22 protein-coding genes and 1 pseudogene are annotated in these 25,348 nt (G+C 70.9%); 19 read left to right on the top strand and 4 right to left on the bottom strand.

Annotated features, from left to right (window positions below; translation table 11 throughout):
* Nucleotides 1-104: 104 nt before the first annotated feature.
* Nucleotides 105-602: pseudogene (locus FLX08_RS21310) on the top strand (RNA-guided endonuclease InsQ/TnpB family protein); the annotation flags it as partial.
* A 130-nt stretch (nucleotides 603-732) separates the two neighbouring features.
* Here the strand turns inward: FLX08_RS21310 and FLX08_RS21305 are convergent.
* Nucleotides 733-2,349, bottom strand: a complete 1,617-nt coding sequence (locus FLX08_RS21305) for a glycoside hydrolase family 10-like protein (protein WP_142620641.1) — start codon at nucleotides 2,347-2,349, stop codon at nucleotides 733-735.
* A 234-nt stretch (nucleotides 2,350-2,583) separates the two neighbouring features.
* Complete coding sequence (locus tag FLX08_RS21300) at nucleotides 2,584-4,713, bottom strand: elongation factor G-like protein EF-G2 (protein ID WP_142620640.1); 2,130 nt, start codon at nucleotides 4,711-4,713, stop codon at nucleotides 2,584-2,586.
* Between the two features lie 265 nt (nucleotides 4,714-4,978).
* Between FLX08_RS21300 and pgsA the strand changes: the two genes are divergently transcribed.
* The 18 genes from pgsA (at nucleotide 4,979) to FLX08_RS21210 (ending at nucleotide 22,885) form a co-directional block, all read left to right on the top strand.
* The gene (pgsA, locus tag FLX08_RS21295; RefSeq protein ID WP_142620691.1) at nucleotides 4,979-5,584 is read left to right on the top strand and encodes a phosphatidylinositol phosphate synthase; all 606 of its coding nucleotides are present in this window, start codon (nucleotides 4,979-4,981) and stop codon (nucleotides 5,582-5,584) included.
* Nucleotides 5,581-6,555: a phosphatidylinositol mannoside acyltransferase gene (locus FLX08_RS21290; RefSeq protein WP_142620639.1), complete on the top strand. Its 975-nt coding sequence runs from the start codon at nucleotides 5,581-5,583 to the stop codon at nucleotides 6,553-6,555. The genes pgsA and FLX08_RS21290 overlap by 4 nt, the downstream gene beginning before the upstream one ends.
* Entirely contained in the window at nucleotides 6,552-7,685 is a 1,134-nt protein-coding gene (locus tag FLX08_RS21285) for a glycosyltransferase family 4 protein (protein WP_142620638.1), read from the top strand. Before FLX08_RS21290 ends, FLX08_RS21285 begins: the two co-directional genes overlap by 4 nt.
* Nucleotides 7,686-7,725: 40 nt before the next feature.
* A complete protein-coding gene (locus tag FLX08_RS21280) occupies nucleotides 7,726-8,265 on the top strand; it encodes a hypothetical protein (RefSeq protein WP_142620637.1) in 540 nt (179 codons plus the stop codon).
* A 135-nt stretch (nucleotides 8,266-8,400) separates the two neighbouring features.
* Complete coding sequence (locus FLX08_RS21275; protein ID WP_142620636.1) at nucleotides 8,401-9,402, top strand: DUF3048 domain-containing protein; 1,002 nt, start codon at nucleotides 8,401-8,403, stop codon at nucleotides 9,400-9,402.
* 107 nt (nucleotides 9,403-9,509) lie between these two features.
* Nucleotides 9,510-10,424, top strand: a complete 915-nt coding sequence (gene pdxS / locus FLX08_RS21270; RefSeq protein WP_142620635.1) for a pyridoxal 5'-phosphate synthase lyase subunit PdxS — start codon at nucleotides 9,510-9,512, stop codon at nucleotides 10,422-10,424.
* A 184-nt stretch (nucleotides 10,425-10,608) separates the two neighbouring features.
* Nucleotides 10,609-11,034 (top strand): MarR family winged helix-turn-helix transcriptional regulator, encoded by a 426-nt coding sequence (locus tag FLX08_RS21265; protein ID WP_142620634.1) that lies wholly within the window; start codon nucleotides 10,609-10,611, stop codon nucleotides 11,032-11,034.
* Nucleotides 11,035-11,121: 87 nt separating this feature from the next.
* Complete coding sequence (gene pdxT / locus FLX08_RS21260; protein WP_142620633.1) at nucleotides 11,122-11,712, top strand: pyridoxal 5'-phosphate synthase glutaminase subunit PdxT; 591 nt, start codon at nucleotides 11,122-11,124, stop codon at nucleotides 11,710-11,712.
* Nucleotides 11,713-11,715: 3 nt separating this feature from the next.
* Complete coding sequence (locus FLX08_RS21255) at nucleotides 11,716-12,468, top strand: YebC/PmpR family DNA-binding transcriptional regulator (RefSeq protein WP_142620632.1); 753 nt, start codon at nucleotides 11,716-11,718, stop codon at nucleotides 12,466-12,468.
* Between the two features lie 190 nt (nucleotides 12,469-12,658).
* Nucleotides 12,659-13,855 carry a GNAT family N-acetyltransferase gene (locus FLX08_RS21250; protein ID WP_142620631.1) on the top strand — a complete coding sequence of 399 codons (1,197 nt, stop codon included), beginning with the start codon at nucleotides 12,659-12,661 and terminating at the stop codon, nucleotides 13,853-13,855.
* 110 nt (nucleotides 13,856-13,965) lie between these two features.
* Nucleotides 13,966-14,586, top strand: coding sequence for a crossover junction endodeoxyribonuclease RuvC (gene ruvC / locus FLX08_RS21245; RefSeq protein ID WP_142620690.1), 621 nt, complete (start codon nucleotides 13,966-13,968; stop codon nucleotides 14,584-14,586).
* A complete protein-coding gene (gene ruvA / locus FLX08_RS21240; RefSeq protein WP_142620630.1) occupies nucleotides 14,583-15,203 on the top strand; it encodes a Holliday junction branch migration protein RuvA in 621 nt (206 codons plus the stop codon). Before ruvC ends, ruvA begins: the two co-directional genes overlap by 4 nt.
* Before the next feature lie 114 nt (nucleotides 15,204-15,317).
* Nucleotides 15,318-16,367, top strand: coding sequence for a Holliday junction branch migration DNA helicase RuvB (ruvB, locus tag FLX08_RS21235; protein WP_142620629.1), 1,050 nt, complete (start codon nucleotides 15,318-15,320; stop codon nucleotides 16,365-16,367).
* Nucleotides 16,368-16,610: 243 nt separating this feature from the next.
* The gene (gene yajC / locus FLX08_RS21230; protein ID WP_142620628.1) at nucleotides 16,611-16,961 is read left to right on the top strand and encodes a preprotein translocase subunit YajC; all 351 of its coding nucleotides are present in this window, start codon (nucleotides 16,611-16,613) and stop codon (nucleotides 16,959-16,961) included.
* Between the two features lie 42 nt (nucleotides 16,962-17,003).
* Complete coding sequence (gene secD, locus FLX08_RS21225; RefSeq protein WP_341874340.1) at nucleotides 17,004-18,797, top strand: protein translocase subunit SecD; 1,794 nt, start codon at nucleotides 17,004-17,006, stop codon at nucleotides 18,795-18,797.
* Nucleotides 18,797-19,831: a protein translocase subunit SecF gene (secF, locus tag FLX08_RS21220; RefSeq protein WP_142620627.1), complete on the top strand. Its 1,035-nt coding sequence runs from the start codon at nucleotides 18,797-18,799 to the stop codon at nucleotides 19,829-19,831. The genes secD and secF overlap by 1 nt, the downstream gene beginning before the upstream one ends.
* A gap of 87 nt (nucleotides 19,832-19,918) precedes the next feature.
* A complete protein-coding gene (locus FLX08_RS21215) occupies nucleotides 19,919-20,425 on the top strand; it encodes an adenine phosphoribosyltransferase (protein WP_142620626.1) in 507 nt (168 codons plus the stop codon).
* Between the two features lie 279 nt (nucleotides 20,426-20,704).
* The gene (locus FLX08_RS21210; protein WP_142620688.1) at nucleotides 20,705-22,885 is read left to right on the top strand and encodes a RelA/SpoT family protein; all 2,181 of its coding nucleotides are present in this window, start codon (nucleotides 20,705-20,707) and stop codon (nucleotides 22,883-22,885) included.
* A 161-nt stretch (nucleotides 22,886-23,046) separates the two neighbouring features.
* Here the strand turns inward: FLX08_RS21210 and FLX08_RS21205 are convergent, their stop codons facing one another.
* Together FLX08_RS21205 and FLX08_RS21200 are read right to left on the bottom strand one after the other, a co-directional pair.
* Nucleotides 23,047-24,276 (bottom strand): DUF349 domain-containing protein, encoded by a 1,230-nt coding sequence (locus FLX08_RS21205; protein WP_142620625.1) that lies wholly within the window; start codon nucleotides 24,274-24,276, stop codon nucleotides 23,047-23,049.
* Nucleotides 24,277-24,335: 59 nt separating this feature from the next.
* Nucleotides 24,336-25,184, bottom strand: a complete 849-nt coding sequence (locus tag FLX08_RS21200; protein WP_142620624.1) for a peptidylprolyl isomerase — start codon at nucleotides 25,182-25,184, stop codon at nucleotides 24,336-24,338.
* Between the last annotated feature and the right edge of the window lie 164 nt (nucleotides 25,185-25,348).

The raw sequence follows: 25,348 nt of genomic DNA, 5'->3' as shown, positions 1-25,348 counted from the left end.
AAGCCGGATCGCCGCCGGGCGATCCGGCGTCTACCCGGCTCAGACCGGGTGGTTGTGCTGCTCGATGTACTGGCGCAGGACGCTGATCGGAGCGCCGCCCACACTCCCGGCGAAGTAGGAACCCGGCCCGGGTCGCCCGCGCTCATGCTCGGGTGGCTGATGCGCGCCGGGACTTCACGCACAAGCTGTCCACCCGGATCATCCGCGACAACCAAGCGGTGGTCGTGGAGGACCTATGGGTGAAGGGCCTGGCCCGCACCCGCCTGGCCAAGAGTGTGCATGACGCCGGATGGTCGGCGTTGGTGAACATGCTGGAGTACAAGGCCGCCCGGTACGGCCGGACCCCGGTGAAGATCGACCGCTGGTTCCCCAGCTCGAAACTCTGCTCGGCGTGCGGGACGCTCGCCGGGTCCATGCCGCTGCACATCCGGTCGTGGACCTGCCCGTGCGGAGCATCGCACGACCGGGACGTCAACGCCGCGCGCAACATCCTCGCCGCCGGACGGGCGGAGAGGCTAAACGCCTGCGGAGGGACCGTAAGACCCGCCGCCCAGCGGAGGGCAGGACCCGGTGAAACAGGAAGCCACAGAGGTGCCGCATGACGCGGCACGGGCTGAATCCCCGGCCTTCAGGCCGGGGAGCGCGTCAACGGACCCGCTGACGGCCGCAGCAATCCGCGACGACCCCCGTTCCCGCCGGGCCCCACTGGGCCCATATGGGGCCCTGCCGAGGTCAGGCCGCCCGGGTGGCCGGGCTCTCGTTGCCGAGGCGGTCGACGGAGGTGACGTAGTAGGTGCCGGGGGCTCCGGCGGCGTACAACGGGGCCTGGGACGCCGGGACGACGGCCACGAGGTTGCGCGCGTCCGCCGTGGCGCAGGAGGCGTCCTTGCCCGTCACCCGGTAGACCCCGTACGACTGGGCGCCCGGCTGGGCCTGCCACGTCAGCGTCCCGCCGGCCGCCTTGACCCCGCGCGGGGCCGCGGGCGTGGATCCCTGCCTGAGCACCGGCGGCAGCGCCGGGCGGGCGTAGTGGCTCTTCACGATCCGGTCGAGCACGCCCAGCGGGTTCTTCACCAGTTGCGCGGCGCTGAAGTAGACGTCGCCCGCGATCTCGGGATATTTGCGGTTCAGCGTGAGATGGGCGGGCAGCTCGCCCGCCCTGGTCCATGCCGGGGTGTCGGCGGTGCCCACCCGATAGAGGGCCTGCCCGATGTAGAGGTCGACGTCGGTGCCCTTCACCGCGTCGGACCACCACTTGGCGAGCACGGTGTAGTCGGCCGCGGCGAAACCCCGGGGCCAGTAGAGCTGGGGCATCACGTAGTCGACCGAGCCCGCCTTGATCCACGCCCTGGCGTCCGCGTAGATCGAGTCGTAGGCCGACATGCCCTTGGTGGCCGAGCCCGCCGGGTCCTCGGCCTTGTTGCGCCAGATGCCGAACGGGCTGATCCCGAAGACGGCGTAGGGCCTGGCCGCGTGCACCGCCTGCGAGACCTGGGCGACCAGCTGGTTCACGTTGCGCCGCCGCCAGTCGGCCGGTGTCAGGCCCTTGCCGTACTTCTTGTACGCCGCCTGGTCGGCGAACCGCGTGCCCTGGCCGGGGTAGGGGTAGAAGTAGTCGTCGAAGTGGACGCCGTCTACGTCATAGCGCGTGACGACGTCCGTCACGACCTTGGTCACCCAGTCGCGCACCTGAGGCAGGCCGGGGTTGTAGTAGAGCTTGCCCTCGTGCTTGACGGTCCAGTCCGGATGGAGGCGCGCCGGGTGCCCGGCGGGCAGCTTCGAGGAGGCCGAGTCGGCCGCCCGGTAGGGGTTGAACCACGCGTGGAACTGCAGGCCGCGCTTGTGGGCCTCGTCCACCAGGAACGGCAGCGGGTCCCAGCCCGGGTCCCTGCCCGCCGTGCCGGTGAGCCACTGCGACCACGGCTCGAGCGACGAGCGGTAGACCGCGTCCGAGGCGGGCCGCACCTGGAAGAACACCGCGTTCAGTCGCCGCTTGACCGCGTTGTCGAGGATTTTCAGATATTCGGCCTTCTGCCGGTCGGGCGACAGCCCCGGCTTCGACGGCCAGTCGAGATTGTGCACGGTGGCGATCCAGACGCCGCGAAGCTGGCGCTTGGGGTATTTCACGCTGGTCGCGCAGGAGCCCGCCGGTGTGAGCGTCTGCGTCTCGACCTGCTGCCGTGTCGCCTTCGCCGCCGCCGTCTGGCCGGCCTTCGCGGCGCCGGCCTTTTCGGCGCCGACCTTCTCGGCCTGGGCGCCGGGGCCGAACGTGTACGCGGCTCCGACGGCGACGGCGGCGATGACGGTGGTCGCGATCAACGGGCGGACGACCTGTCTCCGCTCGGTCACGTGGCTACCCCTCTGATTTGCCAGTAAGTGAGGCCATAAGTCTTACATCGGCAAAAGAGCGGTTTAGCCAGAAAAACGAAATGAATTTGTGATGCGGAAGTGACGCGGGGCACCTTGTGGGGCTCCCCGTGCCCCGGGCGCGTGAAACCCCGCCCCAGGCGACAGTGTCGCTGAGCTGCGCGGACCCCGGCGGGCGGGAGGCGGGCCGCCGGGGTCCGTGAACCGTTCCGGCCGCTACTCGCTCGCCGCGGCGACCTTGTCGGCCAGGTGGGCGGGCAGCGGCTCGTATCGCAGGAAGGAGCGGCTGAACGTGCCCGTCCCGTGGGACAGCGAGCGGAGGTCGATCGCGTACCGGGTGATCTCCAGTTGCGGCACCTCGGCGCGCACCAGCGTGCGGCCCGTGCCCACCGGCTCGGTGCCGAGCACCCTGCCGCGGCGGGAGGACAGGTCGGACATCACGGCTCCGACGTAATCGTCGGACACGAGCACCGACACCTCGTCCACCGGTTCGAGCAGGTGCGTCGCCACCTTGGACGCGGCCTCCTTGAGCGCGAGCTGCCCGGCGATCTGGAAGGCCATGTCGGAGGAGTCGACCGAGTGGGCCTTGCCGTCGTAGAGCGTCACGCGGACGTCGACCATCGGATAGCCGGCGACGACCCCGCGCTCCATCTGGGCCCGCACGCCCTTCTCCACCGACGGGATGAACTGCCTCGGCACGACGCCGCCCACGATCTTGTCGACGAACTCGAACCCGCCGCCCGACGGCAGCGGCTCGACCTCGATGTGGCAGATCGCGTACTGCCCGTGGCCGCCGGTCTGCTTGACGTTGCGCCCCATGCCCTGCGCCCTGCCGGCGAACGTCTCCCGCAGCGGCACCCGCAGGTCGATCTTCTCGACCTCGACCCCGTGCCGCTTGGCCAGGCGGTCGAGCAGGACGTCGGAGTGCGCCTCGCCCATGCACCACAGCACGAGCTGGCGGGTCTCGGCGTTGTTCTCCAGCCGCAGGGTCGGGTCCTCCGCCACCAGGCGGCCAAGGGCCTGGCTGAGCTTGTCCTCGTCGGCCTTCGACTTCGCCGTGATGGCGACCGGCAGCAGCGGCTCCGGCATGGTCCACGCCTCGACCAGCAGCGGGTCGTCCTTGTCCGAGAGCGTGTCGCCCGTCTCGGTGCGCGACAGCTTGGCGACCGCGCAGATGTCCCCGGCGACGCACTTGCCCACGGTCCGCTGCGTCTTGCCGAGCGGCGACGACAGGGCGCCCACCCGCTCGTCGACGTCGTGGTCCTCGTGCCCCCGTTCGGCCAGGCCGTGGCCCGAGACGTGCACCGTCATGTCCGGCCGCAGCGTGCCAGAGAAGACCCGGACCAGGCTGATCCGCCCGACGTACGGATCGCTCGTGGTCTTCACGACCTCGGCCACGAGCGGGCCGTCCGGGTCGGCGCTGCACTCCCTGCACGGCTTGCCGTCGATCGACGTGATCTTCGGCAGTGGGTGCTCCAGGGGCGAGGGGAAGCCCTGCGTGACGATCTCCAGCAGCTCCAGCATGCCGACGCCGGGCGCCGTGGCGAGGACCGGATAGAAGCCGGCCCGTGCGACCGCCTTCTCCAGGTCGTCGATGAGCACCTTGGTGTCGATCGTCTCGCCGGAGAGGTAACGGTCCATCAGGGACTCGTCCTCGCTCTCCTGGATGATCCCCTCGATGAGGTCGCCGCGATACTGCTCGATGAGCTCGAGCTGGTCGGCGTCGGGCTCCCGCTCGGTCCTGCGCCCGCCGGTGTAGTCGAACAGCCGCTGCGACAGCAGGCCGAGCAGCCCGGTGCCGTTCACCGGCAGGTAGAGCGGCGCCACCCCGTCGCCGAACGCGTCCTGGCAGGTGGCGAGCACCTCGTCGAAGTTGGCGCGCTGATGGTCGATCTTGGTGATGACCACGGCGCGGGGCATCCCCACGAGCGCGCACTCCTCCCAGAGCATGCGGGTGAGCCCGTCCACGCCCTCGGCGGCCGAGACGACGAACAGCGCCGCGTCGGCCGCGCGCAGCCCGGCCCTCAGGTCGCCGACGAAGTCGGCGTACCCGGGGGTGTCCAGGAAGTTGATTTTGATGCCGTTGTGGACGACGGGAGCGACCGACAGGTTGACGGAGCGCTGCTGGCGCACCTCCACCTCGTCGAAGTCGCTGACCGTGGTGCCGTCCTCGACCCGGCCGGGACGCTGGATGGTGCCGGTCTCCGCGAGCAGCGCCTCGACCAGCGTGGTCTTCCCGGCCCCGGAATGGCCGACCAGCACGACATTGCGCACCATGTCCGGCCGATCGGCCGCGGGTGCCCTGCCCGCGGCCCCATGTGTCGCGCCGGTTGATCTTTCGGCCACATCGCCTCCCGAATCTCTGAGCGGTCGGGATGGGCACGTGGCACGCACCCGCGCCGGCCGCTCTGCCGTCGCTGTCCGCGCCCGGGGGCCTCGCCCTCTCAGGACCGTGCGGCGGCCGGCACGGCGGTTCACCTCCGTGACGTCTCCGCGCGGCCCTGCGGGCGCGTGCTCTTCACCCTTTACCCATGTGGCGCATATCACAAGACTTTTCGGCGAATGTGCTTGCGAGGTGCGGCGGCGCTGGATGGCCTACGATCGGACGGCGATGTTGAACATCCTGCGCCCCGCCGTCACCCGAGTCATGACCCCCCTGGGGCGAGCCCTCGCCCGCTGGGGGATCTCGCCCGATGTGATCACCACCATCGGCACGCTCGGAGTGGTGGCCTCCGCTCTCGCCTTCTACCCGCTCGGGCATCTGTTCGCGGGAACCCTCGTCATCACGTTCTTCGTGCTCGCCGACCTCCTGGACGGCGTGCTGGCCCGGATGACGGGCAAGGGGAGCACGTGGGGCGCCTTCCTGGACTCCACGCTCGACCGTCTCGGCGACGCCTCGATCTTCTCGGGGCTGATCCTCTACTTCGTCCTCAAGGACGAGCGGGAGATCGTCCTTGCGATAGTCGCGCTCTTCTGCCTCGTCGCGGGAGCATTGGTCTCGTACGCCAAGGCCAGAGCCGAGGGCCTCGGCATGACCGCGAACGTCGGCATCGCCGAACGGGGGGAGCGTCTCGTGGTCGTGCTCGTGGCGGCCGGGCTGTCCGGCCTCGGCGTGCCGTACGTCCTGGCGGCCGGGCTCTGGCTGCTCGCCGCCGCCAGCGCCGTCACGGTGGTGCAGCGGATGGTGCACGTCTACAGACAGGCGGTGGTCAGATGAAGGGCTCGGACGGCCCATCCCCCGGGCGGTCCGCGCGACCCGGTGCGGTGCCGCTCGCGGACCGGCTGGTCGCGGCGGCGTACTCCGTCGGCTGGGCCGTGGTCCGGCATGTGCCGGAACGGCTGGCCGCGTGGTTCTTCCGGGTCCTCGCCGACTGGCTGTGGCTCAGGCGCGGCAAGTCCGTGCGCCGCCTCGAATCCAACCTGGCCCGCGTCGTCGGCGGCGACGCCGGCGACCGCGCCGTACGCGACCTGAGCCGGGCGGGCATGCGCTCCTACTTCCGCTACTGGATGGAGTCGTTCCGCTTCGCCGCCTACACCCGCGAGCGCATCCTCGACGGCACCCGGGCCACCGGGGGCGAGCACATCTTCGACAACCTCGCCCGGGGCAGGGGAGTGGTGGTCGCGCTGCCCCACATGGGCAACTACGACTTCGCCGGGGCCTGGCTGGTGCACAGGGGCCACCGCTTCACCACGGTCGCCGAACGGCTGAAGCCCGAGTCGCTGTTCGAGCGCTTCATCGACTACCGCGAGCGGCTCGGCATGGAGGTGCTGCCCCTGACCGCCAAGGGCGGCGGCAGCGCGATGGCGTTCGGCACGCTCGCCAAGCGGCTGCGCGAGGGCAAGACGGTCTGCCTGCCCGCCGAGCGCGACCTGACCGCCTCCGGCGTCGAGGTCGACTTCTTCGGCGCGAGGACCCGCATGGCCGCCGGCCCCGCGGCGCTGGCGATCCAGACGGGCGCCGCGCTGCTGCCCGCCGTGCTGTGGTTCGACGGGAACGGCTGGGGCATCCGCATCCAGGAGGAGATCCCGGTCCCGGCCGAGGGGACGCGCGAGGAGAAGGTCGGGGTGATGACCCAGGCCGTGGCGGCGGTGTTCGAGAAGGGCATCGCCGAGCATCCGGAGGACTGGCACATGCTCCAGCGCCTGTGGCTCGACGACCTGGAGCCCCGGGGCGGGGCCCGGTCGTGAAGGTCGGCATCGTCTGCCCGTACACCTGGGAGGTCCCCGGGGGCGTGCAGGCGCACATCAGGGACCTCGCCGAGGCGCTCATCGACGACGGGCACAAGGTGTCGGTCATCGCCCCCGCGGCCGACGACGCCGAACTGCCGGCGTATGTGACCCCGGCGGGCCGCGCCGTTCCCGTCCCCTACAACGGGTCGGTCGCCCGCCTGGCGTTCGGGTTCCTGTCGGCCAACCGGGTGCGCAAGTGGATCAGGGAGGGCGGGTTCGACGTGCTGCACGTGCACGAGCCCGCGGTGCCGTCCCTCGGCGTGCTGGCCTGCTGGGTCGCCCGGGGACCCATCGTGGCGACGTTCCACGCCTCGTACGAGCGGTCGCGGGCCATGTCGGTGGCCGCGCCGATGCTGCAGAGCGCGCTGGAGAAGATCACGGGCAGGATCGCGGTCTCCGAGGCCGCCCGCAAGACGCTGGTGGAGCACCTCGGCGGCGACGCGGTGCTGATCCCCAACGGCGTCACGGTGCGCAGGTACGCCGAGGGCGAGCCGCTGCCGGGCTGGGGGCCCGACGGCGACGTGATCGGCTTCCTCGGGCGGATGGACGAGCCGCGCAAGGGCCTGGCCGTGCTGCTGGAGGCGTTCGCCCTGCTGGCCCCCGAGCGGCCGAAACTGCGCCTGCTGATCGCCGGCCCCGGCGACCCCGACGACGTGCTCGGGCGGGTGCCGCGGCAGTATCGCGACAGGGTCGGGCTGCTCGGCATGGTCAGCGAGGCCGACAAGGTGCGCGCCTACCACTCCGTCGACGTCTTCTGCGCGCCCAACCTGGGCGGGGAGAGCTTCGGCATCGTGCTCACCGAGGCCATGTCGGCCGGGGCGCCGATCCTCGCCAGCGACATCCCCGCCTTCCGCCGCGTGCTGGACGACGGCCAGGCCGGTGCGCTGTTCACGACCGGGGACCCCGCGGCCCTGGCCAGGGAGGCCGCCCGGCTGCTCGACGACCCCGAGCGCCGCGCCAAGCTCTCCGACGAGGCCCGCCAGGCGGTGTGGAAGTACGACTGGTCGACGGTCGCGCGGGAGGTCGTGCGCGTCTACGAGACGGTCACCCACGCCAGCGCGGGCGTGGTGGAGGACGCGCTGCCATGACGATCCGCAGCGGTCAGGCCACCTGCGGGGAGGTGCCGGCGTGACCACGACCCTGATCCTCGTGGCGGCCGTGGCCGTCGTGCTGTTCGCGGTCTACGTCTCCTGGCGGGCGGGGCGGCTCGACCGTCTCCACATCCGCCTGGAGACCGCCCAGGCCGCGCTCGACGCCGCGCTGCTGCGCCGCGCCGCGGTCTGCCTGGAGCTCGCCGGCTCGCGCATCCTCGACCCCGCCACGTCGCTGGTGCTCGCCGCGGCCGCCCACGAGGCCCGTACGGCGGGGCCGGACGAGCGCGAGCACGCCGAGAGCGACCTGTCGAGGACGCTGCGGGCGGTGGTCGACCAGGAGCGGTTCCGGGAGAAGCTGGCCGAGCATCCCGCGGGGGCCGCGCTGCTGGAGGAACTGGACACGGCGGTGGCCAAGGTCGTCTACTCGCGCCGGTTCTACAACAACGCCGCCGCCGTCACCCGTACGGCGCAGCGGCGCTGGCTGGCGCGGTCGCTGCGCCTGGCCGGGCACACCGATCCGCCCCGCTTCTTCGACATCGATGACGAACCGCCCGAATCGCTCGCTACTGGATAGTCACTTTTTGTCGGGCATTTCGGTCTAATCCCGGTAAGCTCATGCCGATTCATTGCCATGCTGGTCAACGGGTCCGCGTGGGCCAGGTCCGTCGTGCCTGGTGGCGAGGGCTCTCCATCGGGAGGAGCGGATACGGTGCGGGCAGGGATCGGCTTCACGCTGGCCATGGCGGTCGTCCTGACCGGAGCCGCGTGCTCGGGGGACGACAAGCCCGTCGCCCAGTCCCAGGGGGCCAGCGTCGTGGAGTCCCCGACTCCGACGCCGCCTCCCGAGCATCCGTTCACGGGCCGCCCCATCGCCGCGCGCAAGCCGGTGCTCGCCGTGAAGATCGAGAACACCCACGCGGGCAAGCCGCAGATGGGCCTGCGCAGCGCCGACATCGTCTTCGTCGAGCAGGTCGAAGGCGGGCTCACCCGGCTCATGGCGATCTTCTCCTCGAAGCTGCCCGCCCAGGTGGGGCCGGTCCGCAGCGCCCGCATCTCCGACCTGCACATCCTCCCGATGTTCGGCAAGCCCGCCCTGGCCTACTCCGGCGTGCAGACGAAGATGATCCCCTTTGTCCAGAAGGCCTCGCTGTTCGACGTGTCCGACAGCCGGGTCCCCGCGGCGTACACCCGCGCGGCCGGCCGGGTCGCGCCGTACAACCTGGTCGGCAGTCCCAGGAAGCTGCTCGCCAAGGCGCCGCAGGCGACCAAGGCGCGCGACATCGGCTTCGTCTTCTCCGACGAGCCGCCGGCCGGGGGCACGCCGCAGAAGAGCGTCAGCGTCCGCTATCCCGCGGCCCGCTTCACGTTCACGTGGTCGGCGTCGCAGAAGCGCTGGCTGGTGACGCAGGACGGCGAGAAGGACATGGCGGCCGAGGGCGGCCAGCAGGGCGCCCCCACGATCGTCATCCAGTGGGTGAAGACCGACCGCTCGGAGTTCCACGACTTCACCGGCAGCTACACCCCGCTCGTGCACACGGTGGGAAAGGGCACCGGCGTGGTGCTCAGGGACGGCCAGGCCTACCGGATCAAGTGGTCGCGCTCCTCGGAGAAGAAGGGCACCACCTACACCATGGCCGACGGCACGCCCATGCCGTTCGCCCGCGGCCAGGTCTGGGTCGTGCTCGCCTCCCGCAAGCCAATTGCGCCGTGATGGACAAAAAGCCTGATCGACTCTGACATACGGGTGCGTGAGGTGCGGGATCGGCCACCGCCTACGATGGAGAGGATTCCGTAGGCCCGCCGTCGTGAGGTAGCACCGTGTCCAGCAGCACCCCCGAAGTCAACGAGACCACCGCCGTCGGCACCGCCCGCGTGAAGCGCGGCATGGCCGAGATGCTCAAGGGCGGTGTCATCATGGACGTCGTCACCCCGGAGCAGGCCAAGATCGCCGAGGACGCGGGAGCCGTCGCCGTCATGGCGCTGGAGCGCGTCCCCGCCGACATCCGCGCCCAGGGCGGCGTGTCCCGGATGAGCGACCCCGACATGATCGAGGGCATCATCAACGCCGTCTCCATCCCGGTGATGGCCAAGGCCAGGATCGGCCACTTCGTCGAGGCCCAGGTGCTCCAGGCGCTCGGGGTCGACTACATCGACGAGTCCGAGGTCCTCACCCCGGCCGACTACGCCAACCACATCGACAAGTGGCAGTTCACCGTGCCCTTCGTGTGCGGGGCCACCAACCTCGGCGAGGCGCTGCGCCGCATCACCGAGGGCGCCGCCATGATCCGCTCCAAGGGGGAGGCCGGCACCGGCGACGTCTCCAACGCCACCACCCACATGCGCAAGATCCGCGGCGAGATCAAGCGCCTCACCTCGCTGCCCGAGGACGAGCTGTACGTCGCCGCCAAGGAACTGCAGGCGCCGTACGAGCTGGTGGCCGAGATCGCCAAGACCGGCAAGCTGCCGGTGGTGCTGTTCACCGCGGGCGGCATCGCCACGCCGGCCGACGCCGCGATGATGATGCAGCTCGGCGCCGAGGGCGTGTTCGTCGGCTCGGGCATCTTCAAGTCCGGCGACCCCGCCAAGCGCGCCGCCGCCATCGTCAAGGCCACCACGTTCTACGACGACCCCGACGTGATCGCCAAGGTCTCGCGCGGCCTGGGCGAGGCGATGGTCGGCATCAACGTCGACGACATCCCCGTGCCGCACCGCCTCGCCGAGCGCGGCTGGTAGACCGCGGCTGGTAGACAACAGGGAAGTCAGGGCGCAGACGCCCGGCCGGGACGTCCCGGCCGGGCGTTCTTGCTGTCCGCGGAGCACGACGTCCGCGCCCAAGAGGAGCGGCCCGCCGTCATCGAACGCCGGGACGCCGCCCGCCTCGCCGGCTCCGGCCCGGCCCCCGTTATCGTGGGCTGCCATGACGACCGACGACGCGGCACGGCTCGCCGAGAACCTGTCACGTGAGCTGCGCCATATCGTGATGCTGCTGCGCCGTACGACGGCCGGGCAGCCGGTCACCTCCCAGCAATACTCCGTGCTCGGCTCCCTGGAGGACGGCGCGCGCCGGATGACCGAGCTGGCCGAGGAGCACGGCGTGCAGCTTCCGACGATGAGCGTGCAGGTCAGCCGCCTGGAGGAGGCCGGTCTCGTCGCGCGGGGCACCGACGCATCCGACGCGCGGGTGCGCACCGTCGAGCTGACCGACGAGGGCCGCGACCGCCTCCGGGCCGTACGGCGGGCCAGGATCGCCTACCTGTCCGGCCGGCTGGACGAGCTGACCGCCGAGGAGCGCACGGCCATCGCCCGGGCTCTCCCCGCCCTCGCGAAGCTGGGCCGTGCCTGACAGAACGTGCCGGAACGCGGCTGTCCGTCGTTTTGGGCCCGCAGACCGTGGCCATACGCTGAACAGGTCACCACAGGAAGGAAAACCGTGACGTCCGCACCCAAGATCGGCGTGCTCGCCCTGCAGGGCGACGTGCGCGAGCACATCCGCGCCCTGGAGGAGTCGGGCGCCACCGCCACGCCGGTGCGCAGGCAGGAGGAGCTCGCCGCGGTGGACGCGCTGGTCGTCCCGGGCGGGGAGTCGACCACGATGTGGAAGCTCGCCGTCACCTTCGAGCTGCTCGAACCGCTGCGGCTGCGGATCAAGGAGGGCATGCCCGCCTACGGCTCGTGCGCCGGGATGATCATGCTGGCCGACCGGATCGAGGGGGGCATCGAGGGTCAGGAGACGCTGGGCGGCATCGACATGGTGGTCCGCCGCAACGCCTTCGGCCGCCAGGTCGACTCGTTCGAGGCCGATCTCGACTTCGCCGGGCGGGGGACGATCAGGGCCGTGTTCATCCGCGCGCCCTGGGTCGAGTCCCTGGGGCCCGACGTGGAAGTGCTGGGCCGCACCGAAGCTGGGGATAGGATCGTCGCGGTCCGACAGGGACCGCTGCTCGCGACGTCCTTCCATCCGGAGCTGACAGGCGACGCGCGGGTGCACTCGTATTTTGTCGAAATGGTGAGGGAGCTCTAGGCGATGTCCGGCCACTCCAAATGGGCGACGACGAAGCACAAGAAGGCGGCGCTGGACTCCAAGCGCGGCAAGCTTTTCGCCAAGCTCATCAAGAACATCGAGGTCGCGGCCAGGACCGGCGGGCCCGACCCCGAAGGCAACCCCACGCTGTTCGACGCCATCACCAAGGCCAGGAAGAACTCGGTCCCGATCGACAACATCGAGCGGGCCCGCAAGCGCGGCGGCGGCCTCGAGGCCGGCGGCGCCGACTGGCAGACGATCATGTACGAGGGCTACGCCCCCGGCGGTGTCGCGGTCCTCATCGAGTGCCTCACCGACAACCGCAACCGTGCGGCGTCCGAGGTGCGCGTGGCGCTGACCCGCAACGGCGGCTCGCTCGCCGACCCCGGCTCGGTGTCGTACATGTTCAACCGCAAGGGCGTCGTGATCGTCCCCAAGGGGTCGCTGACCGAGGACGACGTGCTCATGGCCGTCCTCGACGCGGGTGCCGAGGAGGTCAACGACCTCGGTGAGAGCTTCGAGGTGGTCTCCGAGGCCTCCGACCTGATCCCCGTGCGCAAGGCGCTGCAGGACGCCGGCATCGACTACGAGTCGGCCGAGATGAGCTTCGTCCCCACGCTCAACGTCCCCCTCGACGAGGAGGGCGCCCGCAAGGTCTTCAAGCTCATCGACGCGCTCGAGGACAGCGACGACGTGCAGAACGTCTGGGCGAACTTCGACGTGAGCGACGAGGTCATGGAGAAGGTCGGCGCCTGACGCCGGAGGCGGGCACGGGCCCCCGGCCCCCGGCCGGCACGGGCCCCCGGCCCACGTTGGCGCAGGGCCTTCGGCCCGCCATGGACGCAGGGCCTTCGGCCCGCCATGGACGCAGGGCCCGGCCCGGAGCCGCCGCGTGGGCGGAAAACCGGTGGCAGAGGCCGCCGCGGCCCGCATAGCTTGGCCGGTTGTGGAAATCCGTCATCTCACCAGCGACGACCTGGACGCCGTCCTCGACAACCGCAGGCGCGCCTTCGGCCCGCTGTCCGGCGGCGGCGCGGAGACCTGGCGCAAGCTCGTCTCCCCGATGCTGCCCGAGGGCCGTTATCTGGGCGCCTTCGACGGCCCCCGGCTCGTCGGCACGGCCAGGATCAACCCGTACGTCCAGTGGTGGCACGGCCGCCCGCTGTCGATGGGCGGCGTGGCGGGCGTGACCGTGGCGCCGGAGGACCGCGGCAGGGGCGTGGGCCGGGCGCTCACGCACGCGGCCATCGAGCGCTGCGCCGAGCTCGGCCACGCGGTCTCCGCGCTCTACCCGGCCACCACGCCGGTCTACCGGAGCGCGGGCTACGAGCACGCCGGCGTGCTCCAGCGGATCACCGTGCCCGCCGAGGCGCTGCGTACGCTCGGCGGGCCCGGCGGCGCGGCCGGCCCGGGCGGCACGGTCAAGCTGCGCCGGATGGGCCCCGCCGACGCGGCCGAGGTCGTCGCCCTGATCGGCCGGGTGCACGCCGCCGCCCGCGCGAGCGGCCCGCTGAGCTTCGACGAGCGGACCTGGCGGCTGTGGCTGGAGGACGACGACGACTTCTGTTATCTGGCCGAGGACGGGTTCGTCGTCTATCGGTGGAGCGACGGGAACATCGAGGTCGACAACCTGCTCGCGGGGTCGGAGGCGACGGCCAGGGCCCTGTGGTCGATGGTCGGCAGCGCCTCGACCGTCGCGAAGTCGGTGAAGGCGTTCGTGGACCCGGCCGACCCGGTGCTCTGGATGCTGCGGGAGCGGTCGAAGGACGAGGTCAGCCAGACCCGGTGGATGTTCCGGCTGATCGATCTGCCCGCCGCGGTCGAGGGGCGCGGCTTCCCCGCCGGAGTCCGCGCCGAGATCCCCGTCGAGGTGACGGACGCCCTGCGCCCGGGCAACGCGGGCCCGTGGCTGCTGCGGGTGGACGGCGGCGCCGGGTCCGTGACGCGGCGGGACGCGACGGGCGGTGACAGGGCCGGCGGCGACGCGACGCGGCTCACGATCGGCGGGATGTCGGCCCTGTTCGCCGGCGTCCCCACGGCCACCCTCCGCCGCGCCGGCCTGCTGAGCGGCGGCTCTCCCGACACCGACGACGCGCTGGACGCCGCGTTCGGCTGCACCGCGTACATGATCGACTACTTCTGACGCCCCCGCGCGGCCGCTGATCGCGATAGAGTGACCGACCGAACAGATGTTCGGCGCAGCGGCGGCCGCGCCGCCGGGATCAGGGAGGCGTGCCGGTGCGGATGCCCCAACTGCGGGTGATGGGCGTGGACCCGGGGCTGACGCGGTGCGGTCTCGGCGCCGTGGAGGGCCGTCCGGGCGCGCCGCTGAGCCTGCTGTCCGTCGGGGTGGTCCGCACCCCGCCCGACGACGACATCGGGTCCCGGCTGGTCGTCATCGAGGCCGAGATCGAGCGCTGGCTCGACGAGATCAGGCCCGACGCGGTCGCCGTCGAGCGGGTCTTCGCCCAGCACAACGTCCGCACGGTGATGGGGACGGCCCAGGCGTCGGCCGTCGCGATCGTCTGTGCGGCGCGGCGGGGGCTGCCGGTCGCGCTGCACACGCCCAGCGAGGTCAAGGCCGCCATCACCGGCAACGGCAACGCCGACAAGAAGCAGGTCGGCACGATGGTCACCCGGCTGCTGCGGCTCGACGCCATGCCCAGGCCCGCGGACGCGGCCGACGCGCTCGCCCTGGCCATCTGCCACGTCTGGCGCGGCGGGGTGCAGCACCGCCTGGCCGACGCCCTGGCCAGGGCCCGTTCCGGCGGTGCCGGCACCACTGGCACTGGGGGCACTGGGGGCTCTGGTAGGACTGGGAGACCCGGCGAAGTCGCGGCCGGGCGTCAGGACCGGGGAGGGAGCACGCGGTGATCGCATCCGTTGCGGGGCAGGTGGCGGCGATCGGAGCCGACAGCGCCGTGGTCGAGGTGGGCGGCGTGGGGATGCTCGTCCACTGCACCCCGGGCACCCTGGCCGGGCTGCGGGTCGGCGAACCCGCCCGGCTGTCCACCTCGCTCGTCGTCCGCGAGGAGTCCCTCACGCTGTACGGCTTCGCCTCCGACGACGAGCGCACGGTCTTCGAGCTGCTCCAGACGGCCAGCGGGGTCGGGCCGCGCCTGGCCCTGGCCATGCTCGCGGTCCACGCGCCCAACGCGCTGCGGGTCGCGGTGGCGAGCGCCGACATCAAGGCCCTCACGATGGTGCCCGGCATCGGCCAGAAGGGCGCGCAGCGCATCGTGCTCGAACTCAAGGACAAGCTCGGCACCCCGGCGGCGGCCGTCGACGCCGCGATCAACGGCGCGGCGGCCGCGCCCGTCTGGCGCGACCAGGTCCACTCGGGACTGGTCGGGCTCGGCTACTCGTCCAGGGACGCCGACGAGGCGGTCGCGGCGGTCACCGCGGAGGCCGAGGCGGAGCTCGCGGCCGGCCGCGCCCCGCAGGTTGCCGCGCTGCTCAAGTCCGCCCTGCGCGCGCTGAGCGTGCGGTGACCTCGTGGCGGGCCGTGCCTCGCCCGCCGTACGGGGTGGAGGGCGGGCTGATGGGATCATGAAAGTTTCACCGGGAATCGGACGGGTCCCGGCAGGCCGAGCGGATGGTGTCGAGTGAGCTTCGAGCGGGATCTCGTGTCGCCGGAACCGGAGGGCGACGAGCGGGTGATCGAGGCCGCGCTGCGCCCCCGGCGCCTTGACGAGTTCATCGGGCAGGGCCGGGTACGCGAGCAGCTGTCGCTGGTGCTGGAGAGCGCCCTGCGCCGCAACCGCCCGCCCGACCACGTGCTCATGAGCGGTGGCCCGGGGCTCGGCAAGACGACGCTCGCCATGATCATCGCCTCCGAGCTCGGCGCGCCGCTGCGGATGACCTCGGGCCCGGCGCTGGAGCGCGCGGGCGACCTCGCCGCGATCCTGTCCACGCTGACCGAGGGCGAGGTTTTGTTCATCGACGAGATCCACCGGATGGCCCGCCCGGCGGAGGAGATGCTCTACCTCGCCATGGAGGACTTCCGGGTGGACATCGTCGTCGGCAAGGGCCCCGGCGCCACCTCGATCCCCCTCGACATCGCTCCGTTCACGCTGGTCGGGGCCACCACCAGGGCGGGGCTGCTGCCCGCGCCGCTGCGCGACAGGTTCGGCTTCACCGCCCACATGGACTTCTACGACGTGACCGAGCTGGAGCAGGTGCTGCGACGCTCCGCGAAGCTGCTGTCGGTCGAGCTGCCGGACGAGGGCGCCCACGAGATCGCCCGCCGTTCGCGCGGCACGCCCCGCATCGCCAACCGCCTGCTCCGCCGGGTGCGCGACTTCGCCGAGGTCCGCGCGGAGGGCGTGATCGACCGGGAGGTCGCGGCGGCGGCGCTCAACCTCTACGAGGTCGACGCCGAGGGGCTCGACCGGCTCGACCGCGCCGTGCTCGACGCGCTGCTGCGCAAGTTCGGCGGCGGCCCGGTGGGCCTGTCGACGCTCGCGGTGGCCGTGGGGGAGGAGCCGGAGACCGTGGAGGTCGTGGCCGAGCCCTTCCTGGTGCGGCAGGGGCTGCTGGCCCGCACCCCGAGGGGCCGCGTCGCCACCGCCGCCGCCTGGGCGCACCTCGGCATGACCCCGCCTCCTGACGCGGTCGGCTCGGTGGCGGTGCCCTCGCTCTTCGACGACGCCTGAATGACGGGCGCCAACGCGGTAAGCGGAAACCGGGGCAAAGAGGTAACAGACCGATTGCGAAGCCCATGAAACGGGAACTTTCCTGCCCGCCTGCCCGTGGGTTCGTTGCCGGGCTTCTGCGTGCTCGCATACACTGCGTGGCTTGACTGGCCGCACACGCGAGAAGTCGCGGTGGCCCGCGTGTGAAGCGCACAAGACCTCCGGCGTCAGGCCGGTTCATCACGTTACGAAAGGGTGGCCCCCGTGGGTAACAACCCGCTTGGGACGTTCCTGCCACTGATCTTGTTGGTAGTGGTGTTCTACTTCCTCCTGATCCGCCCCCAGCGCAAGCGGCAGCAGGAACAGGTCCAGATGCAGAACTCCCTCACCCCGGGCGCCCGGGTGATGACCACGACGGGGTTGTTCGCGACGGTGGTCGCGCTGCAGGACGACGACGTCGTGCTGGAGATTGCCCCCGGTGTCGAGACCCGCTGGGCCAAGGCGGCGATCGGCCGGGTGATCACCCCCGCTGACGAGGTGACGGAGACCGAGGAGACCGTGACCGAGGGCACCGACACGGGGAACGGCGACGACACGAGCACCAAGCAGTCCTGAGTAGGCTGATCACAACTTTTTCGACGAAAGAACTGACCTCCAGTGGCCCCACCGACCAGTAGCCAGAGCAAGCCGGGACGCACACTCCTGCTGCTCCTTGCGCTCATCATCGTCATGGGCGCGACGGTCGCCCTCCAGAAGGCGTTCGTCCCCAAGTTCGGCCTCGACCTCGCGGGCGGCACGACCGTGACGCTCTCGCCGGTCACGGCGGACGGGAAGGCGCCGTCGCAGGAGAGCCTCGACCGAGCCGTGACGATCATCCGGCAGCGCGTCAACGGCACCGGCATCTCCGACGCCCAGGTCGCGAAGTCGAACGACAACATCGTGATCCAGATCCCGGGCGCGGGCCGTGACGAGGCCCTCAAGCTGGTGTCGACCACCGCCGAACTGCGCATGCGGCAGGTGCTCGCGGTGGCCGCCGCCACGAACCAGCCGGCCGAGGTGCCCACGGCGGCCCCGACGCCCAGCGGCTCGGCCACGGCGACGCCCGCGACCACCGAGGGCACGTCGACGCCGGCCGGTGAGGGCGCCGCCTCCAACGGCAACGCGACGCCCGCCGGGCGCGCCCTGTCGAAGGCGCTGACCGCGCCGTCGCCGGACCCGACCGCCTCGGAGAGGGCCGGGAACCACCGCAAGGCGGGGGCGGGAGCCGCCCGCGCCAACCGGGCGAAGGCGTCGCCCTCGGCGACGGCTCCCAGCCCCACGCCGACGGCCGCGCCGCAGGACACGGGCGACCCACTGGCAGGTCAGGACACCAGCGGCATCGACCCGGCGCTGCTCACCGAGTTCCGCGACATCGACTGCACCGCGAAGAACCGCGGTCAGGGCGCCCCGGACGACCCGAACAAGCAGATCGTCGCCTGCAGCGACGACGGCACGGCCCGTTACATCCTGGACAAGGCCGCGGTGCAGGGCACCGAGATCAGCGGTGCGCAGGCGGGCACCGACCCCACCACCGGTGAGTGGATCGTCCAGGTCGACTTCAAGTCGAAGGGCGCCAGCCAGTTCGCCGACATCACCCGGCGCATCACGACCCTGCCGGCCCCGCGCAACCAGCTCGCCAACGTGCTGGACGGCGTCGTCATCGTCGCTCCGACGATTGAGGAGGCCATCCCCGGCGGCAGCGCCCGGATCTCCGGCAGCTTCACGCAGACGACCGCCACCGAGCTGGCCGACCAGCTCAAGTACGGCGCGCTGCCGCTGAAGTTCCAGCAGAGCTCGGTCGTCTCGGTCTCCTCGACCCTCGGCCAGGACCAGCTCAACGGCGGTCTCATCTCCGGCGCGCTCGGCCTGATCGTCGTCATGATCTACCTGCTGCTCTACTACCGGGGTCTGGGGCTCATCGGCATCGCCAGCCTGTGCGTGGCCACCGTGTTCACCTACCTGACGGTGGACGTGCTGAGCCACAACGCCGGCTTCCGGCTCTCGCTGCCGCACATCATCGGTCTGGTGGTCTCGATCGGCATCACGGCGGACTCGTTCATCGTCTACTTCGAACGGATCCGCGACGAGATCAAGGAGGGCCACCGCACGCTGCGCTCGGCCGTGGAGGTGGCCTGGCGGCGCGCCCGGCGCACCATCCTGGTCGCCGACGCCGTCATGTTCATCGCCGCGGTGGTGCTCTACTTCCTCGCGGTCGGCGACGTGGCCGGCTTCGCGTTCGCGATGGGCCTGACGACGCTCATCGACATCGTGGTGGTGTTCCTGTTCACCAAGCCGCTGATGTCCCTCATGGGGCGGTTGCGGTTCTTCTCCAAGGGCCACAAGCTGTCCGGACTCGACGCGGAGCGCATGGGCCGCACCAGCCCCGCCGAGCAGACCCTGCAGGAGGCGTGATGCCGGGAGTGATCAGCCGCCTCTACCGCGGCGACATCAACATCGACTTCGTCGGCAAGCGCAAGATCTGGTATGGCCTGTCGGTGTTCCTGCTGGCCGTCTCGATCCTCGGCCTGGCGCTGAACGGGCTCAACCTGGGCGTGGAGTTCCGCGGCGGCTCGGTGTTCGACTTCACGCGCACGCCCGGCTCCAGCATCGAGCAGGTCCGCGAGACCGTCTCGGACGCCGGGGTCCACCAGGTCATCGTGCAGGAGGCCGGTCCGAACTGGCGGGTCACCACCGAGAGCCTCAAGGGCGATGAGGTGACCAAGGTCCAGACCACGATCGCCAAGAAGTACGGGATCAAGGAAGACCAGGTCAGCTCCCAGGTCATCGGCGCGACCTGGGGTGGCGAGGTCTCGCAGAAGGCCTGGCTCGGCCTCGCGGTCTTCATGATCGCGATCATGCTGTACCTGTCGGTCGCCTTCGAGTGGCGGATGGCCCTCGCGGCGATCGTCGCCCTCGTCCACGACCTCGTGATCACCGCAGGCGTCTACGCCTGGTCGGGCTTCGAGGTCACCCCGGCGACGATGCTCGGCTTCCTCACGATCCTCGGTTACTCGTTGTACGACGCGGTCGTCGTCTTCGACATGATCAAGGAGGTCACCGGCAAGCTCGGCACGAGCGCGAAGATGACCTACACGCAGGCCGCCAACAACGCGCTCAGCCACACGCTGATCCGGTCGCTGAACACCTCGCTGGTGGCGATCCTGCCGGTGGCGGCGATCCTGTTCATCGGCACCACGCTGCTCGGCGCCGGCACGCTGAAGGACCTGTCGCTGGCCCTGTTCGTCGGCATGATCGTCGGCACCTACTCGTCCCTGTGCGTGGCCACGCCGATCCTGGTCACGCTGAAGGAGCGGGAGCCCAAGTGGCAGGCGCTGGCCCAGCGGGTGCACGCCAAGCAGGTCTCCGCGGCCAAGGCCGCCGCGAAGGAGCCCGTCTCGGCCGGCACGCAGCAGGCCGCCGCCACGGAGAAGCGCAAGAAGCGCTGACCCCGGCACGTCCGACGCAGGCGCCCCCGGAACCCGCCGGTACCGGGGGCGCCTGCGCGTTCCCCTGTCCCGTTAGGCTTGGGCGTCGTGACTGACTGGACGGCTCTCATCAGGGATGTCCCGGACTATCCCAAGCCCGGCATCCTCTTCAAGGACATCACGCCGCTGCTGGCGGACCACGCGGCCTTCACCCAGGTCGTGGACGAGCTCGGAGACGGCCTGACCTTCGACAAGGTGGTCGGCATCGAGGCGCGGGGCTTCATCCTGGCCGCGCCGGTGGCCTACCGCAGTGGCGCGGGGTTCGTCCCAGTACGTAAAAAGGGTAAATTGCCCGCCGATACCTACGCGGCGTCCTACGATCTGGAGTACGGCTCCGCGACGATCGAGGTGCACGCCGACGCCTTCGATCCCGGCGACCGGGTTCTGATCGTGGACGACGTCCTCGCCACGGGCGGCACGGCCGGGGCGGCCGTGGAGCTGGTCAGAAGGACGGGCGCGGAGGTCGTGGCCGCGTCCTTCCTGATGGAGCTGTCCTTCCTCTCCGGCCGCGACCGGCTCCCGGGCCTGGACGTCCGCACCCTGCTCACCGTCTGAGCCGCACGGGCAGGTCAGGGGGCACTCGGCCGAGAGTGCTGTGGCAGCACGGATACACTGTGGAATCTGGACTCGACGTGAGGAGTCTGTGTGCCCCGTGATGTGGTCGTGCCCGACAGCGCGCGGGTCGATCGCGGAGTGATCTCCCGCGACGCCCCCGAGCCCGTCGCAGACGTGCCCCCCGACGCGGCACGCGACCCCGCGGCGGTCCCGGAGGACAAGCCGGCGTCGCCGGCCACGCGACGGAGGCTCGCCCGTTTCGGGGGGCAGTGGGGTGCTATGAATCCGGTGTTGGAACCGCTCTTCAAGACGGTCCGTGCCACCCATCCCAAAGCAGACCTGCGGCTGATCGAGCGGGCGTACGACGTCGCCGCCTATCACCACCGCGATCAGAAGCGAAAGAGCGGCGACCCGTACATCACCCACCCGCTCGCGGTCGCGACGATCCTGGCGGAGCTGGGCACGGACGACGAGACGCTGTGCGCCGCCCTGCTGCACGACACCGTGGAGGACACCGCCTACAGCCTCGACGAGTTACGAGCCGACTTCGGCGACAACATCGCGTTGCTCGTCGACGGCGTGACCAAGCTCGACAAGGTGAAGTTCGGCGACGCGGCGCAGGCCGAGACCGTGCGCAAGATGGTCGTCGCGATGTCGCGCGACATCCGCGTGCTGGTCATCAAGCTGGCCGACCGGCTGCACAACATGCGCACCATGCGCTACATGCCGGAGCACAAGCGGCAGCAGAAGTCCCGCGAGACGCTGGAGATCTTCGCGCCGCTGGCCCACCGGCTCGGCATGAACACCATCAAGTGGGAGCTGGAGGACCTCGCGTTCGCCATGCTCTACCCGAAGCGATACGACGAGATCGCCCGGATGGTGTCGGAGCGCGCGCCGCGCCGCGACCTGTTCCTGCACGAGGTCATCGAGAAGGTCTCCGCCGACCTGCGCGAGGCGAAGATCAAGGCGACCGTGCGGGGCCGTCCCAAGCACTACTACTCGATCTACCAGAAGATGATCGCCAAGGGCGTGGCCTTCGACGACATCTACGACCTTGTGGGCATCCGCGTCCTGGTCGACACGGTCCGCGACTGCTATGCGGCGCTCGGAACGATCCACGCGCAGTGGAAGCCGGTGCCGGGGCGGTTCAAGGACTACATCGCCATGCCCAAGTTCAACATGTACCAGTCGCTGCACACGACGGTCATGGGACCCGAGGGCAAGGCCATCGAGCTCCAGATCCGCACGCGGGCCATGCACAACCGGGCCGAGTACGGCGTGGCCGCGCACTGGAAGTACAAGGAGGAGATGACCGGGGCCGGGGCCGGCAAGGTCAAGCAGGTCAACGACATGGCCTGGTTGCGCCAGCTGCTCGACTGGCAGAAGGAGACCTCCGACCCGGGGGAGTTCCTCGAGTCGCTGCGCTTCGACCTGTCGGTCTCGGAGGTGTTCGTCTTCACCCCGCGCGGCCAGGTGATCGCGCTGCCCGAGGGCGCCACCCCGGTCGACTTCGCGTACGCCGTGCACACCGAGGTCGGCCACCGATGTATCGGCGCGCGGGTCAACGGCAGGCTGGTGCCGCTGGAGTCCCGCCTAGGCAACGGCGACACCGTCGAGATCTTCACGTCGAAGTCGCCGGACGCGGGGCCGTCCAGAGACTGGCTGAAGTTCGTCAAGAGCGGCCGGGCCCGCAACAAGATCCGCCAGTGGTTCACCAAGGAGCGCCGCGAGACCGCCATCGAGGCGGGCAAGGAGGCGATCGGGCGGGCCATGCGCAAGCAGGGCCTGCCGCTGCAGCGGCTCATGTCCGGCGAGGCGCTGCTGGCCCTGGCCAGGGATCTGCGGTACGCCGACGTCTCGGCGTTGTACGCGGCCGTCGGCGAGGGGCACGTCACCGCCCAGTCGGTCGTGGACAAGCTCGTACAGGCCCTGGGAGGCGTCGAGGGGGCCGAGGAGGACATTGCCGAGGCCCAGGTCCCCACGCGGCTCAAGGGCCGTCTGAGGGCCAACTCGAACGCCGGCGTGATGGTCGCGGGCGACCCGGACGTGTGGGTCCGGCTGTCGCGCTGCTGCACCCCGGTGCCGGGCGACGAGATCGTCGGGTTCGTCACGCGGGGGCACGGCGTCTCCGTGCACCGCAGCAACTGCCCCAACGTGGAGCAGCTCAGCGCCCACCCCGACCGGCTGGTGGAGGTCGCCTGGTCGCCCGGGGACGACTCGGTCTTCCTCGTCGCGATCCAGGTGGAGGCGCTCGACCGGCCCCGCCTGCTGTCGGATGTCACGCGGACCCTGTCCGACCAGCACGTGAACATCCTGTCGGCGTCGGTCACGACCAGCCGCGACCGGGTGGCGATCAGCAAGTTCACCTTCGAGATGGGCGACCCCAAGCACCTCGGCCACGTGCTCAAGGCCGTGCGCAGCGTGGCCGGCGTCTACGACGTCTACCGCGTGAACAACTGACGCCTCGCCGGGGGCTCAAGGCCGTACGGCCCTCATACGGGGGGCGGACATGCGAATCCCGGCGTGACACGAGGTCACGCCGGGATTCGTTCGAACCGGTCCAGCGTTCGAAGCCGGTCAGGGGCCGGTCAGGGGCCGGTCAGGAGCCGGTCAAAGAGTGGTCAGGAGAACTCGGCGAGCGTCCGCTCCGCCTCCTGGAGCCAGGAGCGGCGGGCGGCCAGGGCCTCCTCCGCCTCCTTGACGTCCTTGTCGCGGCCGGCCGCCTGGGCCTTGGCCAGCCGCGTCTCCAGCTGGTCGATCGACCTGCGGAGCTGGTTGACCGTGTCCTGGGCGCGCGCCCTGGCCTCGGGGTTGGAGCGCTTCCACTCGTTCTCCTCGGCCCTGCGGACCGCGTCGTCGATCTTGCGCAGCCCGCCCTCCAGGCGGTCGCGCTGGTCGCGCGGCACCGGCCCCGCGGCCTCCCAGCGCTCCAGGATGCTCCGCAGCGCCGTGCGCGCGGCCCGCGCGTCGGTGACCGGCAACAGCTTCTCGGCCTCGGCCAGCAGGCCCTCCTTGACCTCCGCGTTGGCCGCGAAGGAGGCGTCCCGCTCCGCGAACACGGCCGAGCGGGCCTGGAAGAACTGGTCCTGGGCGGCCTTGAAGCGCGCCCACAGCTCGTCCTCGACCTCGCGGGAGGCGCGCCCGGCGGCCTTCCACTCGCGCATCAGCTCGCGGTACGCCGCCGCGGTGGCGTTCCAGTCCGTCGAGCCGGCCAGCGCCTCCGCCTCGCTCACGATGCGCTCCTTGGTGCCGCGCACCGCGTCGCGCTGCTGGTCGAGCGAGGAGAAGTACGCCTTGCGCCGCTTGGCGAAGGCCGTACGCGCCGTGGACAGCCTCTTCCACAGCGTCGCCTCGGTGGCCCGGTCGACCCGCTCGGCGGCCTTCCACTCCTCGACGAGCTGCCGCAGCCGCTCGCCGCCGGACTTCCAGTGCGTCGTCTCCTCGGCGATGCGCTCGGCCTCGGCGACGATGCGTTCCTTCACCTCGCGGGCGTGGGCCCGGGCCTGGTCACGTGCCGCCCGCAGTTCCTCGCGGCGCTTGCCGACCAGCTCGGTGAGCGCCGTCAGCCGGTCCTGCAGGGAGCCCAGATCGCCGACCGCGTGCGCCTCGGCCACCGACTCCCGCAGCTTGGCGATGCTCGCCTCGGCCTGGGCCGGCGCGAGGTCGGTGCCGCGCACCCGCTGCTCCAGGAGCTGCACCTGGCCCGCCAGCTCGTCGAACTTCCGGCGGTAGTAGGCCAGCGCCTCCTCCGGCTCACCGGCCTGCCAGGACCCGACGGCCCGTTCTCCCTCAGCCGTACGCACGTAGACGGTGCCGTCCTCGTCTACCCGGCCCCACGGGTCGGTGCTCACCGTGTCCTCCCGCACTTGAATCAGCCTCCAGGGCTCGATGTGCCCTTGGTTGTATTACGTCAGCTCTTGCTGGTGATTGTCACGTCTTTGATGACCACGGGCTGCTTCGGGGCACCAGTGCCGTCCCCGCCCGGACTGGCGATGACGCCCTTCTTGGCGACCTTGTCCACGATTTCGAGTCCTTTGGTCACCGTACCGAAAGGCGTGTAGTCGGGGCTCAGCCCGGTGTCCCCGAACACGATGAAGAACTGGCTTCCGTTCGTGTTCGGACCGCTGTTCGCCATCGCGAGCACGCCCCGCGTGTACTTCGCGCCCGCCAGGTTCTCGTTGGCGAAGCGGTAGCCGGGGCCGCCCTGGCCGTCGGTCGGGTTCTTGCCGTCCGCCTTGGCGAGCGGGTCGCCGCACTGCAGGATCGGGAAGTCCGTGCCCATCCGGTGGCACTTCGTGTCGTCGAAGTAGTCCTTGGACGCCAGGAACTTGAACGAGTTGACCGTGCAGGGCGCCTTCTCGCTGTCCAGCTTCGCGACGATGTCGCCGAGGTTGGTCTTGATGGTCATGGTCGCCGGGGCGGTGCTCACCTGCTCCGGCGGCATGCCGACGTTCTTGACCTGTCCGCTGCCCTCGTCGGGGACGTAGCCGCAGGTGCCCTTGGCCGGGTCGTACGGCTTGGGGTCGTTCGCGAGGGGCTTGCTGCTCGCCGACGCCGACGCGGCCGCCGTGGCATCGCTGTCGTCGCTGCCGAGCAGGGTCGTCGCCGCGACCACGCCGCCGATCACCACCACCACGGCCGCGGTGGTGCCTATGATCGCGGCGCGCCGCGACTTCTGCTCGCGTTCCACCCGGGCCCGCAGCTGCCGTTCGTAGTGTTCCCGGGCCAGCTGCTTCTGCCGGTCCTTGCCGGTGACCACTTCGACCTCCCGACTCGTCCTGTTTCCCATGGTCGTACGCCCGGACGCGGTCTCGCCGGTGCGTGCCCGCCACACCCGGAGGTGCTCCGGGAACGGCGGCCCGTTCTATAGCATCCGGCTCGACTGCTCCAAGAATGACTATTGAGGTGGGCGAATCGTATCGG

It is taken from the genome of Microbispora hainanensis (assembly GCF_006874475.1).
GTDB lineage: Bacteria > Actinomycetota > Actinomycetes > Streptosporangiales > Streptosporangiaceae > Microbispora > Microbispora hainanensis.
Note: the sequence above shows the minus strand (reverse complement) of the source record. Positions and strands in the feature narration are given on the sequence as shown.